Raw genomic sequence first — 15,186 nt, forward strand, 5'->3', positions numbered from 1 at the left:
GCTTGCCTCTCACTAAAATATCGGCAGTTATACCTGCATAACGAATACTTAAGAAGAAGACAAAAATAAAACCTGCACAGAATGGAATCTGTGCAGGTTTCTAGTTGTTAACACTTATTAGTTGGAAATTGGCTTGTTGAACGGGTCAAGGACGTTGTCTTTTTCCTCTTCTTCGAACGTCAGGACCTTCGATACCGGCTCATACGATTCGCCGTAGAAATGCGTATCTTTGTATGTGTGGATTTCGCCATACATTTTCTTCATCGCTTCAAAGATTTCTTCTTCTGATTCATTGTTTGGAGCCCAGTAAAGGATCTCCATTGAATTCGCTTCGCCTGTCGCAAGCGAACGGCGGCAATAGCCGATTGAAGAAGCATGCTCGAACCCTTCGCGTGCATAGAAGCGAAGGCGCTTTTCACTGTCGGTATCTTCGTAGTCGACAGGTTCGACTTCAAGGATGATCGGCTTGTTCTTGTCTTTCAGGAATTGCAAAGCTTTTTTGCCAAGCCCGCTGCCGCGCGACTCTTTTGACACGAACAAATAATCGACAAACGAGAATGTAGGAAACTCTGCGAACATCAAGACGTGGTGAGGGCCCTCGTCTTTAAAATAGACGCTGCCTTTTTCTTTCAATAGCGTGTCCATGTGCTCTTTTGATTTCATTTCTTCTACTGGAAAATACTGATTTAATTTTTCGTACCAATTCATAAATGTTGCTCCTTTCGAAATTTGATGCCCTGCTGATTTTGTAAACGGAGTCGGGTATGACTAAGTCAATCTGAAGTGTGGTTTAGAGGTAAAAGTGGGCTGTTGAAAATCCTCAGCTAAAGTTCATTGCTCCAAGGGCGGAGTAATGAAAAAAAATGACACATCTTCCTAAGAATTTGTGTCATGTAGTATTATACCATATGGAGTTTTACATTGCACGCCAGCCAATATCCGAGCGGAAGAAAAAGCCTTTCCACTCAAGCTTGCCGAGCTCTGCGTAAACCTTGCTCTGCGCTTGCTGGAGGTCTTCACCAGCTGCAGAAACGAAGATGATGCGTCCGCCGTTGCCCGCAAAACCGCTGCCGGCTTTTTTCGTGCCGGCATGCGTCACTTCGACACCTTCCAATTTCGCCAAATCAGGCAGCAAAGCACCTTTTTGGACCGAGTCCGGATAGCCTTCGGCAGCGACGACAACGCCCAATACCGACCGGTCATCCCATTGAAGCTCAAATGGCCGGTTGTCCAGGAACGCGTCCATGAACAAGCCGAAATCCGATGCCATGCGCGGCAAGACGACTTGCGTTTCCGGGTCGCCGAACCGCGCATTGAATTCGATGACTTTCGGCCCTTCCGGCGTTAAAATGATGCCGGCATAGAGAATGCCATTGAACGGTGCCCCTTCGTCAGCCATTGCCTGGACCGCGGGCTCGACAATTTTTGTGTAGGTTTCTTCCACTGCAGAAGCAGGGATTTGCGGCACTGGCGAATACGCGCCCATGCCGCCGGTGTTCGGGCCGCGGTCGCCGTCAAACGCCCGCTTATGGTCCTGGGAAATCGGCATCGGGTAAATCTTGCCGCCGAAGACGAACGACATGAACGAAAATTCTTCGCCATCAAGGAATTCCTCGATGACGACGCGCGATCCCGACTCGCCGAATTTCTGGCCTTCGAGCATATCGCTGACCGCCGCAATCGCTTCTTGTTCCGACATCGCAACAACGACGCCTTTGCCTGCCGCCAAACCATCCGCTTTGATGACAATCGGCGCACCGTGGCGGCGGATAAACTCAATCGCCGCTCCGGTTTCCGTGAACGTCTCATATGCAGCGGTTGGGATATTCGCTTTTTTCATCAGTTCTTTAGCAAAAGCTTTGCTGCCTTCAATCCGCGCTGCATTTTTTGCAGGGCCGAAAATGCGCAGCTTGCGCTTTTCAAACCAGTCCACAATGCCTTCTGCCAGCGGCTGTTCAGGTCCGACGAATGTAAAATCGATTTCCTGCTCGACGGCAAAATCGCTCAATGCCGCAAAATCCATTTCGTCGATGTCCACTAATTCCACGTCGCCTTGCATGCCGTCATTGCCGGGAGCCGCATAAACGCGGCTGACCGAGGCGGATCTTGAAAACTGGCGGGCAATCGCATGTTCGCGGCCGCCTTTGCCTATAACCAAAACTTTCATCATCTGACACCTCGCTTAATGTTTGAAATGGCGTACGCCTGTGAAGACCATCGCTATGCCGTATTCATCAGCCATGTCGATCGATTCCTGGTCCTTTTTCGAACCGCCTGGCTGGATGATCGCTTTGATGCCTGCTTTTGCTGCCGCTTCGACTGTGTCCGCCATCGGGAAAAATGCATCCGACGCCATCACTGCGCCGTTAGCTTTTTCGCCAGCTTGCTCCAGCGCAATTTTCGCTGCCCCGACGCGGTTCATCTGTCCAGCGCCAATGCCTAAGGTCATATTTGAATCGCATACCACAATGGCATTCGATTTTACGTGCTTTACTACGCTCCATCCCAGTTTCAGCGCTTCCAGTTCAGCCTCGCTCGGCTGGCGTTTCGTCGCTACATGGATATCGGCGTCTTCATAGCCGTAAGCGTCCGGCTGCTGCACAAGCAAACCGCCTTCTACAGCTGTAACGTTCCATTTGTCATGTTTCACATGGCCGAATGGAATTGTCAGCAGACGGATATTTTTCTTCTGCGACAAGATTTCAAGCGCTTCGTCCGAAAACGATGGCGCGATGACGATTTCAAGGAAAATCGAGCTCAAAGTCTGCGCTGTTTCAGCGTCGACTTCGCGGTTCAACGCAACAATGCCGCCGAAAATCGATGTCGAATCGGCTTCATACGCTTTCGCGAATGCTTCACTAATCGTTGAACCCGTGCCGACGCCGCAAGGATTCATATGCTTGACTGCTGCTGCAGCTGGCATGCTGAATTCCTTGATGATCTGCAGCGAAGCATTGGCGTCTTGGATATTATTATAAGAAAGTTCTTTACCGTGCAATTGCGTAGCGTTGGCGATCGAGAAATCCGAACCCATAGCATTGCGGTAAAATGCCGCTTTCTGATGCGGATTTTCACCGTAGCGAAGCGGCTGCGCCAATTCATATGTAAGCGTCAGCGATTCCGGATATTCTTCTCCGATCAAGTCCGTCAAATAATTCGAAATGTAGGAATCATATGCCGCTGTATGGCGGAATACTTTAGCTGCCAGGCGGCGGCGTGTTTCTGGCGTTGTCGCCTGCTGGCCGTTCAATTCTTCAAGCACTGCCGCATAGTCGGACGCATCCACGATCACGGTTACATAAGCGTGGTTTTTCGCTGCCGAACGCAGCATTGTCGGTCCGCCGATGTCGATGTTTTCAATTGCATCATCCACCGACACATCCGGTTTCGAAATGGTTTCGCGGAACGGATACAGGTTAACGCACACAATATCAATCGGCGAAATACCATTTTCTTCCATTTGAACTTGATGGCTCTTGTCATCCGGTTTAGCCAGCAAGCCGCCGTGGATCAGCGGGTGAAGCGTTTTGACGCGCCCTTCGAGGATTTCAGGGAATTTCGTAATTTCGTCCACTGCCGTGATCGCTACGCCATTGTCTTCCAAAAAGCGCTTCGTGCCACCTGTCGACAAGATTTCATAGCCCATTGCCGATAACTGCTGTGCAAACTCCAATATTCCAGATTTATCCGATACACTCAATAACGCCCTTTTCTTCACTGTCAGTCCTCCTAAAAATAAAACCGGTGAAATCACCGGCTGAATAATTGCTGTAAAGTTGCAGGATATAAACGGTGTTCAATTGCGTGGATCTGATCTTCCACTTCCGCCCGGCCGCGCCCCGCTACAGGAAACGTTTCCTGTGCGATGATCGAACCGGTGTCCATGCCGGCGTCGACAAAATGCACCGTCACGCCAGCCAGTTCTGCACCGGCTGCAAGCGTCTGCCCGATTGCGTCTTTGCCTGGGAAAGCCGGCAATGCCGAAGGGTGAATGTTGACGATGCGGTTTTCAAACGCGGAAAGCAGCATTGGGCCGATCAGCCGCATAAAGCCGGCCAGCACGATCCATTCCACTCCGAGGTTCAACAACTTGCCTTTCAGCATTTCTTCGTACATGGCTTTCGAGCCGTATTCTGCTGGATTAAAAGCGAACGGCTCAATGCCCATTTTCTGCGCCCGTTCAACGACATAAGCTTGTGGCTTGTCGCTCACCACGAGCACCAATTCGGCATGCAGTTCGCCGTTTTGTATTGCGTCTGCAATCGCCTGGAAATTCGAGCCGTTTCCAGATGCGAAAACAGCGATTTTCGGTTTATTCGCCATCGAGGGTGCCGTCCTGTTCCCCCGTAAATTGAACGCCGGTTTGTGCGGATACGGTGCCGATGCGATACGCCTGTTCGCCGCTCGCGAGCGCCGCTGCCATCACTTGCTCGGCTTGGTCCGGCGCAACCGCCAGTACAAAGCCGATGCCCATATTGAAAACGGAATACAAATCGCGGTCAGCCAAGCTGCCTTTTTCCTGCAGCATGTCGAAAATGCGCAGCACCGGCCATGAGCCCAGCTCGATTTCAACACCCAAGCCCTCAGGCATCATGCGCGGCAAGTTTTCGATAAAGCCGCCGCCTGTGACATGGGCCATTCCCCGTACTTCTGCCGCGGCCATGATTGCTGCCACCGGTTTCGCATAGATTTTCGTCGGGTTCAGCAATTCATTGCCGATCGGCCCTAAATCTTCGAAGCCTTCGATAATTTGGTCCAATTGGAAATGGTTTTCTTCAAAGACGATGTGGCGCACCAATGAATAGCCGTTCGAATGGATGCCGCTTGAAGCGAGCCCAATCAGTACGTCGCCCGCCTGGATTTTCTCGCCGGTGACGATATTCGCTTTTTCAGCAGCACCAACCGCAAAACCGGCGATGTCGTATTCATTTTCATCATACAAGCCAGGCATCTCAGCCGTTTCGCCGCCGATCAATGCGGCGCCGGATTGCACGCAGCCATCCGCAACGCCTTTGACGATTTGTTCGATTTTTTCAGGAACCGCTTTTCCGACTGCAATATAGTCCAGGAAAAACAACGGTTCAGCTCCTTGCGCGACGATATCGTTGACGCACATCGCTACGCAGTCGATGCCGATCGTGTCGTGCTTGTCAGCCATGAAAGCGAGCTTCAGTTTCGTGCCGACTCCGTCTGTACCGGAGACCAGAACCGGTTCTTTCAGCTTCAATTCAGATAAATCGAACATGCCGCCGAAACCGCCGAATGTCCCCATCAAGCCTTTGCGCGCTGTGCGCTCAACATGGGATTTCATACGGTTGACCGCTTCATAGCCCGCTTCGATATTGACGCCTGCTTTTTCATATGCTTTTGACACACCGGTTCCCCCTTATTTCACTTTTTCTTTTTCATGCGGCAAAACCGTATCCGGATAGATATTCGTCGGGTATTCCCCTGTGAAACACGCCAAGCAATGGCCGCATTTCGAACCTGGGTCCGTCCGCCCGATATTCTGCACCATGCCGTCGACCGACAGAAACGTCAGTGAATCTGCGCCGATGATCTGGCGCATTTCTTCCACTGTGTTATTCGCCGCGATCAATTCGCCAGCAGTGGAGATATCAATGCCATAGAAACACGGGTTTTTGATCGGCGGTGAAGAAATGACCACATGCACTTCCGTCGCGCCCGCTTCTTTCAATAAATTCACGATGCGGCGTGAAGTCGTGCCGCGGACAATCGAGTCATCCACCATGATGACCCGTTTGCCTTTGACGACTTGGCGCACCGGAGAAAGTTTCATTTTAACGCCTTGCTCGCGCAAGTCCTGTGAAGGCTGGATGAAGGTCCGGCCGACATAGCGGTTCTTGATCAAGCCCAATTCATACGGAATGCCGCTTTGCTCTGAATAGCCGATGGCTGCGGAAATACTGGAATCGGGAACGCCTGTTACGACATCCGCATCGATCTGTACTTCTTTCGCCAGCTGTTTGCCTAGGCGTTTGCGGGCGGAATGGACATTGATGCCGTCGATATCGGAATCCGGACGAGAGAAATAGACATATTCCATCGTACAGATTGAACGTTCTTCCGGATATGCAAAACGCTCAGCGCGCAAGCCGTCGTCATTGACGATCAAGAATTCGCCCGGTTCAACCGATTGAACGTGTTCCGCTCCGACGATATCGAATGCACACGTTTCAGATGCAACAACCCAGGCGTCGCCCAGTTTGCCGATCGACAGCGGGCGCAGGCCATTCGGGTCGAGCGCGATATACATCGCTTCTTCCGTCAAGATGACGCAGGCAAATGCCCCTTTTAATAACGACAATGCATTTTTCGCTTTTTCTTCGAACGACTCGAACCCGCTGCGCTTGATTAAATGCGCCAATACTTCGGTGTCGGACGTTGTCTGAAAAATACTGCCTTGGCGCTCCAGGTGGCTTTTCAAATGGTTCGCATTGACCAAATTGCCGTTATGCGAAATCGCCAAGCTGCCAGTTGTTGAATTGAAAAGCAACGGCTGTACATTTTCAATGCCACTGCCGCCGGCTGTCGCGTAGCGCACATGGCCGATTGCCGCATTGCCGGCGATTTTCTCGATCTTTTCAGGCGAGAAGACTTCGCTGACCATGCCTTCACCTTTTAACGCTTTCAGCGAACTCCCATCAGTCGAGACGATCCCCGCACCTTCCTGGCCTCTATGCTGCAACGCATGAAGCCCGTAATAAGTGAGTTGTGTCGCGTTGGGATGGCCCCAAATTCCAAAGACTCCGCATTCTTCGTTTAAGCTTCTGATTTCAGCAAGCATGGGATTGCTCCTTTCCAAGCTGAGCGGAGCGTTTCGACTGAATCATTGATCCATGCCGTACCGTCTTCGCCCTTGATCACCAGGTTCGTGTCTCCTGTGACTGTTCCGATTTTCTTGGCGCCAGTGACGGTTTCTTCGAACGATTGTGCGTTTTCCGGTGAAACGGTAAGGATGAAACGGGATTGGGATTCGCTGAACAACGCGGTTGTCGGCGATCCAGTCAATGCGACTTCCAGGCCTAGCCCTTTGCCGAATGCTTTTTCTGCAAGCGCTACGGCGACGCCGCCTTCAGCAACATCATGCGCAGAAGCCACAAGCCCTTGGCGGATAGCAGCAAGAATCTGCTGCTGGCGTTCTGCTTCAATTGTCAAATCAATCGCTGGCGCTTTGCCGAAAATGCGTCCTTCGACCATTTTCTGCAGCTCGCTGCCGCCGAATTCCGTGAAGCTTTCGCCGACCAGGTATACCAAGTCGCCGGCTTTTTTGGCGTCTTGCGTCGTCACATGCTTCAGGTCTTCCACTAAACCGACCAAGCCGATTGTCGGCGTCGGGTAAATCGCTGTGCCGTTTGTTTCATTATATAAAGAGACGTTGCCGCCGATTACAGGTGCATCTAAGATTGTGCATGCTTCAGACATGCCGTCTGCCGCCTTTTCCAGCTGCCAGAAGATTTCCGGCTTTTCAGGATTCCCGAAATTCAGGCAATCCGTGATTGCCAGCGGTTTCGCGCCTGACACGACAACATTGCGCGCTGCTTCCGCCACGGCGATTTTGCCGCCCGTTTCAGGATCCAGGTAGATATAGCGCGAATTGCAGTCCGTCGTCATTGCCAAGCCTTTGTTCGTGCCGCGCACGCGGATAACTGCCGCGTCCGAACCCGGGCTTACTACGGTGCTCGTGCGCACTTGGTGATCGTATTGGTCGTAGACCCATTCTTTCGACGCGATCGTCGGCTGCTGCAATAAATTCACTAACGCTTCGCTGTAGTTGTCCACTTTCGGTTCAACGTTTTCCAGCTGCTGGTATTCGGTGAAATAAGCAGGCACGCTCGACGGCTTGTGGTAGACAGGAGCGTCTTCAGCAAGCGCATCAACCGGCACTTCCGCAACAACTTCCCCTTTATGCACTAAACGCAAAGTGGAATCATCTGTTACTGTACCGACTGTCACCGCGTCCAAACCGTATTTCTCGAAAAGCTCGACAATTTCCGGTTCACGGCCTTTTTTCACGACGATCAACATGCGCTCCTGGGATTCCGACAACATCATTTCGTACGCTGTCATGCCTTTTTCGCGCTGTGGTACATGGTCAAGATCCATCTCGATGCCAGATCCTGCTTTGGAAGCCATTTCTGCTGAAGATGATGTCAGTCCAGCCGCTCCCATGTCCTGGATGCCGACAAGTGCATCGGATTTCACCAATTCGAGGCATGCTTCAAGCAAGAGCTTCTCCATGAACGGATCCCCTACTTGCACAGCCGGGCGTTTTTCTTCAGATGCATCCGTCAATTCCTCGGAAGCGAACGTCGCTCCGTGAATGCCGTCGCGCCCTGTTTTGGCACCGACGTACATGACCGGATTGCCGACGCCGGAAGCGACGCCTTTTTGGATGTCTTTGTGATCGATCAAGCCGACGCACATTGCGTTGACCAATGGATTGCCTTCGTAGCAATCGTCGAACTGGACTTCGCCGCCGACGGTCGGGATGCCGATGCAATTGCCGTAGCCAGCGATGCCAGCTACCACTTCTTCAAACAGATACTTCACGCGCGGCGTCTTCAATTCGCCAAAACGCAGCGAGTTGAGCATCGCAATCGGGCGTGCGCCCATCGAGAAAACATCGCGGATAATGCCGCCGACGCCAGTTGCCGCGCCTTGGTAAGGCTCGATGGCTGACGGGTGGTTATGCGATTCCATTTTGAAGACCACTGCCTGGCCATCGCCGATGTCGACGATGCCAGCGCCCTCGCCCGGCCCTTGCAGCACGCGCGGCGCTTTTGTCGGGAACTTCGCCAAGACAGGCTTTGAATTTTTATACGAACAATGCTCTGACCACATAACAGAAAACAAGCCGGTTTCCGTGTAATTCGGCGTTCTGCCGAGAATCGTTTCCACCATTTCGAATTCTGCATCGGACAAGCCCATCTGCTGATAAATTTTCTGTTCTTTGATTTGTTCAGTATTTGGTTCAAGCATGAGTGACATGTGATTCCCTCCACTGTTTTACGATTGATCTAAATAATCCCAAACCGTCGCTGCCGCCGATCAAATCGGAAACTGCCCGCTCCGGATGCGGCATCATGCCCAGCACGTTGCCTTGCTCGTTGATGATTCCCGCAATATTGTTGCGGCTTCCATTAAAATCATCTTCGTACGTGAAGACGATTTGATCATTCGCTTTCAATTTTTCATACGTCTCATCGTCGCAGTAATAATTTCCTTCGCCATGGGCGATCGGAATTCTGATTTCCTGGCCCTGTGTATATTGGTTCGTGAACATTGTATTGGCGTTCTCCACTTTCAACCCGACCGTGTGGCACATGAACTTCAAGTTTTTATTGCGCAGAAGCACGCCAGGCAAAAGCCCCGCTTCCGTCAGAATCTGAAAACCGTTGCAAATGCCAAGAACCGGTTTCCCCGCCTCAGCCGCTTTTTTCACTTCGCCCATAATCGCCGAAGTTTGTGCAATCGCGCCGCAGCGCAAGTAATCGCCGTAAGAAAATCCGCCCGGCAATAAAATCCCGTCGTATTTGCTCAAATCGGTCGAATCATGCCAAACGTATTCTGCTTCTTCACCAAGTTCATCCTTGACCGCGTGGTACATATCCAAATCACAATTGGACCCAGGAAATACGATTACTGCGAATTTCATTGTGAGACAGCCTCCTCGATTTCGAAACGGTAATCCTCGATTACCGTATTCGTCAATAACCTATGGCACATTTCGTTGACCAATGCGTCGACATCTTTTTCACCATCTGCAATCATCAGCTCCAAGTACTTGCCGATCCGAACATCTTCCACTTGGCCGTAGCCCATTTTATGAAGCGATCCCATTACTGCCGAGCCTTGTGGATCCAAAACACTTTCACGCAAAGTGACGTAGATTTTTACTTTTTTCATGAATGTTGTCCTCCCAGTTTGGATAAAATGAGTTCATACGCATCTGTCAAATTGCCGAGGTCCCGGCGAAATACATCTTTATCAAGTTTCTGTTTCGTTTCCATGTCCCATAAGCGGCACGTATCCGGAGAAATTTCATCCGCAAGCAAAATCGCGCCATCGCCGTCGCGGCCGAATTCGATCTTGAAATCGATCAGCTGCACGCCGACTTCTTTGAAAAACTGGATCAGCACATCATTGACCTTCAATGCTTTTTCCCGAAGCTCCAGCACTTCCTGCGGCGTAGCGAGCCCGAGGAGCTGAATATGGTCTTCGGTAATCAGCGGATCGCCTAGTGCGTCATCTTTATAATAGAATTCAACGACCGGCTGCTTGAGGACGGTGCCTTCTTCAAGCCCGAGGCGTTTTGCCATGCTGCCAGCCACTACGTTCCGTGCCACCACTTCAATTGGAATGATTGACACTTGGCGTACCAGCTGTTCGTGGTCAGACAATTGCTTGACGAAGTGGGAAGCGATTCCCGCCGTCTGCAATTTTTCAAAAAGCAGTGATGTGATTTTATTGTTCAACGTGCCTTTGCCGGCGATTTCCGCTTTCTTTTCGCCGTTGAATGCAGTCGCTGAGTCTTTGTATTCCACCCATAAAATGCCTTGTTCATCTGTTGCGTACAAGCGTTTTGCTTTGCCTTCGTACAATAGCTGACCTTTTTCCATGTTCAAAGCCCCCGTTTAGTTTAATCCAAGTCGGTTGAAAATCATGTCCACTTGCTGCAAGTGATGGTTGTAATCGAAGCAGTCGTCCAGTTCTTCTTTGGATAGCTGAGAAGTGATGGCTTCGTTCGCTTCCACGACCTTGCGGAAATGCGTCTGGTTTTCCCACGCTTCCATCGCACACGGCTGGACCGTGTCGTAAGCCGCTTCGCGCGCCATGCCTTTGTCGATCAGCGCCAGCAGCACACGCTGCGAATAAATCAAACCGAGTGTCGAATCCATATTGCGTTTCATATTGTCCGGGAACACCGTCAAATTCTTCACGATGTTCGAAAAGCGGTTCAGCATGTAATTCAAGGCAATTGTTGCGTCCGGCAAAATCACGCGCTCTGCAGATGAATGCGAAATGTCGCGTTCGTGCCATAGCGAGACGTTTTCGTAAGCTGTAATCATATAGCCGCGGATCAAGCGGGCAAGGCCCGTCATATTTTCAGAACCGATCGGATTGCGTTTATGCGGCATTGCTGAAGAACCTTTTTGCCCTTTGGCGAAAAACTCTTCCACTTCGCGCGTTTCCGATTTTTGCAAGCCGCGGATTTCAGTCGCAAATTTCTCGATTGAAGACCCGATTAATGCCAGCGTGCCCATGTACTGTGCATGGCGGTCACGCTGCAGTGTCTGCGTTGAAATCGGCGAAGCCGCTAAGCCAAGCTGTTTGCAGACATACGCTTCAACAAAAGGATCGATATTGGCATAAGTGCCGACAGCGCCGGACATTTTGCCAGTTTCGATTGATGCCGCAGCTGCTTCAAAACGTTCCAGGTTGCGTTTCATTTCTTCGTGCCATAACGCCAGTTTCAAGCCGAATGTCGTCGGCTCTGCGTGCACACCATGCGTCCGGCCCATCATGACCGTCATTTTATGCTCTTTTGCTTTATTCGCCAGGATTTCAATGAAGTTTTCCAAGTCTTTGCGGATGATCACATTCGCTTGTTTGATCAAATAAGATAGCGCCGTATCCACGACGTCCGTCGAAGTCAATCCATAATGCACCCATTTACGCTCTTCGCCAAGCGTTTCTGAAACCGCACGGGTGAATGCCACTACATCGTGGCGTGTCTCTTCTTCGATTTCCAAGATCCGGTCTACTGAAAACGAGGCGTTCTGACGGATTTTTGCTACATCCTCTTTCGGGATATCGCCGATTTCTGCCCAAGCTTCACAAGCCAAAATTTCTACTTCCAGCCAAGCATTATAGCGGTTTTCTTCTGTCCAAATCGCGCCCATTTCAGGCCGTGTATAACGTGCTATCATAATCCATTTCCTCCAATTATTCCGGCCATATGCCGGATTCGTCTATTTCCTTCAATGTTGCTTCCAAGTTATCGGTCAAGATGGTCACATGCCCCATCTTCCGTTTGTGCTTCGCTTCGTCTTTGCCGTATAGATGGATCGACCAATTCGGGTAGCGCGCTATTTTCGTTGTCAGCGGCGCGACATGCTCCCCGAGCACGTTGACCATCACCGTGTCCGACCATAGCTTCGGCTCTCTTAGCGGCCAGCCGCAGATTGCCCGGATGTGTTGATGGAACTGCGAGATATTGGTTCCTTCTATAGAATAATGTCCGGAGTTATGCGGGCGCGGCGCCAATTCATTGACCAGAATCTCACCATTTTCAAGCACGAACATCTCGACAGCCAAAGTTCCGACCATGTTAAGGTGCCCCGCAATTTTCTCTGCTGCTTCCCGCGCCTTGCTGATGGTAGCTTCCGCCGCCCTTGCCGGCACAATCGTTTCATGCAGGATGTGGTGCTTGTGGATATTCTCGCCAATCGGCAAAATCGCGGTCGCCCCGTGCACGTTGCGCTGGATAATCACCGAAATCTCTTTCGTGAAATCGATGAATGCTTCCGCTACACACGCACCGTTTGCAAACAACGGCTCCGCAAGCGGCAGCTCCTCAGCAGATGCAATCGTCTGTTGGCCTTTGCCATCGTAACCGCCTGTCGCAGTTTTTACAACAAACGGATAATCCAAGTCTCCGCTTTTCTCGACCAGCTCCGCATAATTTTCAGCGGCAATGTAATCCGCAATGGGAACACCAGCGGCTTGGATCGCCTGCTTTTCAAAAATCCGGTTCTGCGTGATACGAATCAATTCAGCACCTTGTGGAATATAAGCCAGCTCCATCAATTTTTCCAATGCGCCCGCATCGATGTTTTCAAATTCGTAGGTTATAACGTCACTTGCTTCCGCTAATTCCTCTAATGCTTGAAAATCGTTGAAAGGGGCGATGATTTCGATGTCCGCAACTTGCCCGGTTGGTGAATTCATGCCCGGGTCTAGCACTGCGATTTTAAAACCGGCTTCTTTGGCGGCCAAAGCCATCATGCGGCCTAATTGCCCGCCGCCGATAATGCCGATTGTCTGTCCTGGCAAGATTGTTTTCGTCATAGGAGATCACCTGTGCTTTTCAGGACTTCATCATGCGTCCGGTCTCTGCGGTCTTGAAGCGCTTTGGCAGCATCCGGATCCACCGTGCCTAAAATCTGCGCCGCCAACAATCCGGCATTTATCGCTCCCGCTTTGCCGATTGCCACAGTGGCAACCGGAACGCCGCCTGGCATTTGGACGATTGACAGCAGTGAATCCAATCCATTCAAAGCTTTTGACTGGACCGGCACCCCAATTACCGGCAATGTCGTTTTTGCAGCGACCATTCCCGGCAGATGGGCGGCTCCGCCTGCCCCTGCAATAATCACATGCAATCCGCGAGCTCTTGCTTCTTCCGCATAAGAAAACATCAAATCCGGTGTCCGATGAGCTGAAATCACCTTTTTCTCGTAACTGATACGCAATTCATCCAATACATCGCATGCATGTTTCATTGTTTCCCAATCGCTTGAACTTCCCATAATGACGCCGATTCGCGGATTCATATAAATACCTCTCCTTTAAACAGATAAAAGCCCTCAAATAAACTGCTCACATGACGTGAAAAGCAGTTTACTTAAGGGCTTGTTGATTATGAACGAATTTAAAAATGATGGCATAAAAACGCACATCCTTCGCCAAGTCTCCGTAAGTTGCTTTCCCGCATAGTCCAGACATTCCGGTGTCCTGGTAGAAACGCAGAGGCCAATTCCTCTGCATATATGGGGTATCCTCAATAATCATAACAAGATAACTGAAACGAGTCAATCCTAAAGTCGAACGATTACTTGGTGTAAATTTAAATTGTTCGGTTTTCTCTATTGTATTTTGCTATTCTGTTATCCATGATCCTTTAAACTTAACAATTTGCCTAATCGGAACTGGTTTGCCATTGATTTCCTCGAAAAGGGGCTCTTCTTTGCGCCCAACTGCAGCGTATCCTTGTTCTTTCATTCGTTCGAGGCAATCCGTGATCGTTTCGCCCTCGCGAAGCTCGAACCATACAGTCTTTTTTGTCATTTAAACAGCTTCCCTTTCCGTACTGATTTGACCCAAAAACCGCCGTGGATATTTTTCGGTTCATAGGACATCATGAACGCTTTGGGATCGATTTCCTTGATGGTGTCGTAAAGTTTCGTTTCCATTTTCCGAGGCGTAAGGATTTGCATCGTCTGGCGGCCGCCATCTCTGCCCGTAGCCTCCCAGTTGGTAACGCCGTATCCTTTTTCACGCAGGATATTGGATAGGAAATTGCTTTCTTGCATAGTCGTGACATTGACCATAATATAGCCCAACGCCATTTTCTCTTCGATCTTTGAACCCACTATTACGCCCGAGCCGTAGCCAAGCGCATAAGCAACAAGGTTTTGGATTTGGTCCAGGTTATCAAGCACTAATCCCAATCCGACGATGTAAATGACAGTCTCAAACATGCTGATGAATGCTGCAAAATACCGATGGCCTTTTAAAGTAAGGATTATGCGGATTGTCGAAATTGAAACATATATGACATTTATCATAAAGATGATAAAGATCATCAGCCAAGGGTTGAAATCCAATTGCCCCATCCTTTCTAAATTCTTATTAAAGATTTATGTTTCATACTATTAGAATTTATTCGTGAATGCAAGACTCAAGTTCAGTTTCTTCCTTTTTCAGAAAAGACTTAATGTTTTTGTAATAAAGGAAATCTAAAAAGGACTTGTTGCAGGTACTCGCTTTTTAGAAGCATTTAGTTTTTTAGGATGAAATGGCAATAATATAGAAGGTTTTTATTTTGTTGTGCTTCCTATTGAATGGAGCATGGCGAGCCGAAATTTCTTCTGGACGCACAAAAAAACCGTTGCCGGTTAAGGCAACGGTTTTTCTTTCATAGACCAGCGACGTCCTACTCTCACAGGGGGAAACCCCCAACTACCATCGGCGCAAAAGAGCTTAACTTCCGTGTTCGGGATGGGAACGGGTGTGGCCTCTTTGCCATCATCACTGGACTATGTTTTTGAGCGCTTGCGCCCTCAAAACTGGATACTCGACATTGAAACGAAACGGGCAATTCCTGCCCACGGTTGTATTGGTTAAGTCCTCGATCGATTAGTATTCGTCAGCTGCACA

General features: G+C 50.1%; 15 protein-coding genes, 1 rRNA gene and 1 riboswitch. All 16 genes read right to left on the reverse strand.

The window, feature by feature from the left end; genetic code table 11:
- Positions 1–117: 117 nt before the first annotated feature.
- Complete coding sequence (locus QMA09_RS11765; RefSeq protein WP_290213252.1) at positions 118–708, reverse strand: GNAT family N-acetyltransferase; 591 nt, start codon at positions 706–708, stop codon at positions 118–120.
- A 208-nt stretch (positions 709–916) separates the two neighbouring features.
- A complete protein-coding gene (purD, locus tag QMA09_RS11770; RefSeq protein WP_290213269.1) occupies positions 917–2,167 on the reverse strand; it encodes a phosphoribosylamine--glycine ligase in 1,251 nt (416 codons plus the stop codon).
- A gap of 15 nt (positions 2,168–2,182) precedes the next feature.
- Positions 2,183–3,718 carry a bifunctional phosphoribosylaminoimidazolecarboxamide formyltransferase/IMP cyclohydrolase gene (gene purH, locus QMA09_RS11775; protein ID WP_290213253.1) on the reverse strand — a complete coding sequence of 512 codons (1,536 nt, stop codon included), beginning with the start codon at positions 3,716–3,718 and terminating at the stop codon, positions 2,183–2,185.
- A 32-nt stretch (positions 3,719–3,750) separates the two neighbouring features.
- A complete protein-coding gene (purN, locus tag QMA09_RS11780; protein WP_290213254.1) occupies positions 3,751–4,323 on the reverse strand; it encodes a phosphoribosylglycinamide formyltransferase in 573 nt (190 codons plus the stop codon).
- A complete protein-coding gene (gene purM, locus QMA09_RS11785) occupies positions 4,313–5,374 on the reverse strand; it encodes a phosphoribosylformylglycinamidine cyclo-ligase (RefSeq protein WP_290213255.1) in 1,062 nt (353 codons plus the stop codon). The genes purN and purM overlap by 11 nt, the downstream gene beginning before the upstream one ends.
- A gap of 12 nt (positions 5,375–5,386) precedes the next feature.
- Entirely contained in the window at positions 5,387–6,808 is a 1,422-nt protein-coding gene (purF, locus tag QMA09_RS11790) for an amidophosphoribosyltransferase (RefSeq protein ID WP_135505810.1), read from the reverse strand.
- Complete coding sequence (purL, locus tag QMA09_RS11795) at positions 6,784–9,012, reverse strand: phosphoribosylformylglycinamidine synthase subunit PurL (RefSeq protein WP_290213256.1); 2,229 nt, start codon at positions 9,010–9,012, stop codon at positions 6,784–6,786. Before purL ends, purF begins: the two co-directional genes overlap by 25 nt.
- Positions 8,996–9,679 carry a phosphoribosylformylglycinamidine synthase subunit PurQ gene (purQ, locus tag QMA09_RS11800; RefSeq protein WP_290213257.1) on the reverse strand — a complete coding sequence of 228 codons (684 nt, stop codon included), beginning with the start codon at positions 9,677–9,679 and terminating at the stop codon, positions 8,996–8,998. Before purQ ends, purL begins: the two co-directional genes overlap by 17 nt.
- Complete coding sequence (purS, locus tag QMA09_RS11805) at positions 9,676–9,930, reverse strand: phosphoribosylformylglycinamidine synthase subunit PurS (RefSeq protein ID WP_290213258.1); 255 nt, start codon at positions 9,928–9,930, stop codon at positions 9,676–9,678. The genes purQ and purS overlap by 4 nt, the downstream gene beginning before the upstream one ends.
- Positions 9,927–10,643 (reverse strand): phosphoribosylaminoimidazolesuccinocarboxamide synthase, encoded by a 717-nt coding sequence (gene purC / locus QMA09_RS11810; RefSeq protein ID WP_290213259.1) that lies wholly within the window; start codon positions 10,641–10,643, stop codon positions 9,927–9,929. The genes purS and purC overlap by 4 nt, the downstream gene beginning before the upstream one ends.
- A gap of 15 nt (positions 10,644–10,658) precedes the next feature.
- Positions 10,659–11,954: an adenylosuccinate lyase gene (gene purB, locus QMA09_RS11815; protein WP_290213260.1), complete on the reverse strand. Its 1,296-nt coding sequence runs from the start codon at positions 11,952–11,954 to the stop codon at positions 10,659–10,661.
- 16 nt (positions 11,955–11,970) lie between these two features.
- Entirely contained in the window at positions 11,971–13,095 is a 1,125-nt protein-coding gene (gene purK / locus QMA09_RS11820) for a 5-(carboxyamino)imidazole ribonucleotide synthase (protein ID WP_290213261.1), read from the reverse strand.
- Positions 13,092–13,580, reverse strand: a complete 489-nt coding sequence (purE, locus tag QMA09_RS11825) for a 5-(carboxyamino)imidazole ribonucleotide mutase (protein ID WP_290213262.1) — start codon at positions 13,578–13,580, stop codon at positions 13,092–13,094. The genes purK and purE overlap by 4 nt, the downstream gene beginning before the upstream one ends.
- A 140-nt stretch (positions 13,581–13,720) precedes the next feature.
- Positions 13,721–13,820: riboswitch (purine riboswitch) on the reverse strand.
- An 85-nt stretch (positions 13,821–13,905) separates the two neighbouring features.
- Entirely contained in the window at positions 13,906–14,094 is a 189-nt protein-coding gene (locus tag QMA09_RS11830) for an NETI motif-containing protein (RefSeq protein WP_290213263.1), read from the reverse strand.
- On the reverse strand, positions 14,091–14,633 hold the full coding sequence (locus QMA09_RS11835) for a DUF2179 domain-containing protein (protein WP_290213264.1): 543 nt from the start codon (positions 14,631–14,633) through the stop codon (positions 14,091–14,093). The genes QMA09_RS11830 and QMA09_RS11835 overlap by 4 nt, the downstream gene beginning before the upstream one ends.
- Positions 14,634–14,949: 316 nt before the next feature.
- Positions 14,950–15,065, reverse strand: a 5S ribosomal RNA gene (gene rrf / locus QMA09_RS11840).
- Positions 15,066–15,186 lie beyond the last annotated feature (121 nt).

It is taken from the genome of Planococcus sp. APC 3906 (assembly GCF_030407685.1).
In the GTDB taxonomy this organism is placed as follows: domain Bacteria; phylum Bacillota; class Bacilli; order Bacillales_A; family Planococcaceae; genus Planococcus; species Planococcus koreensis.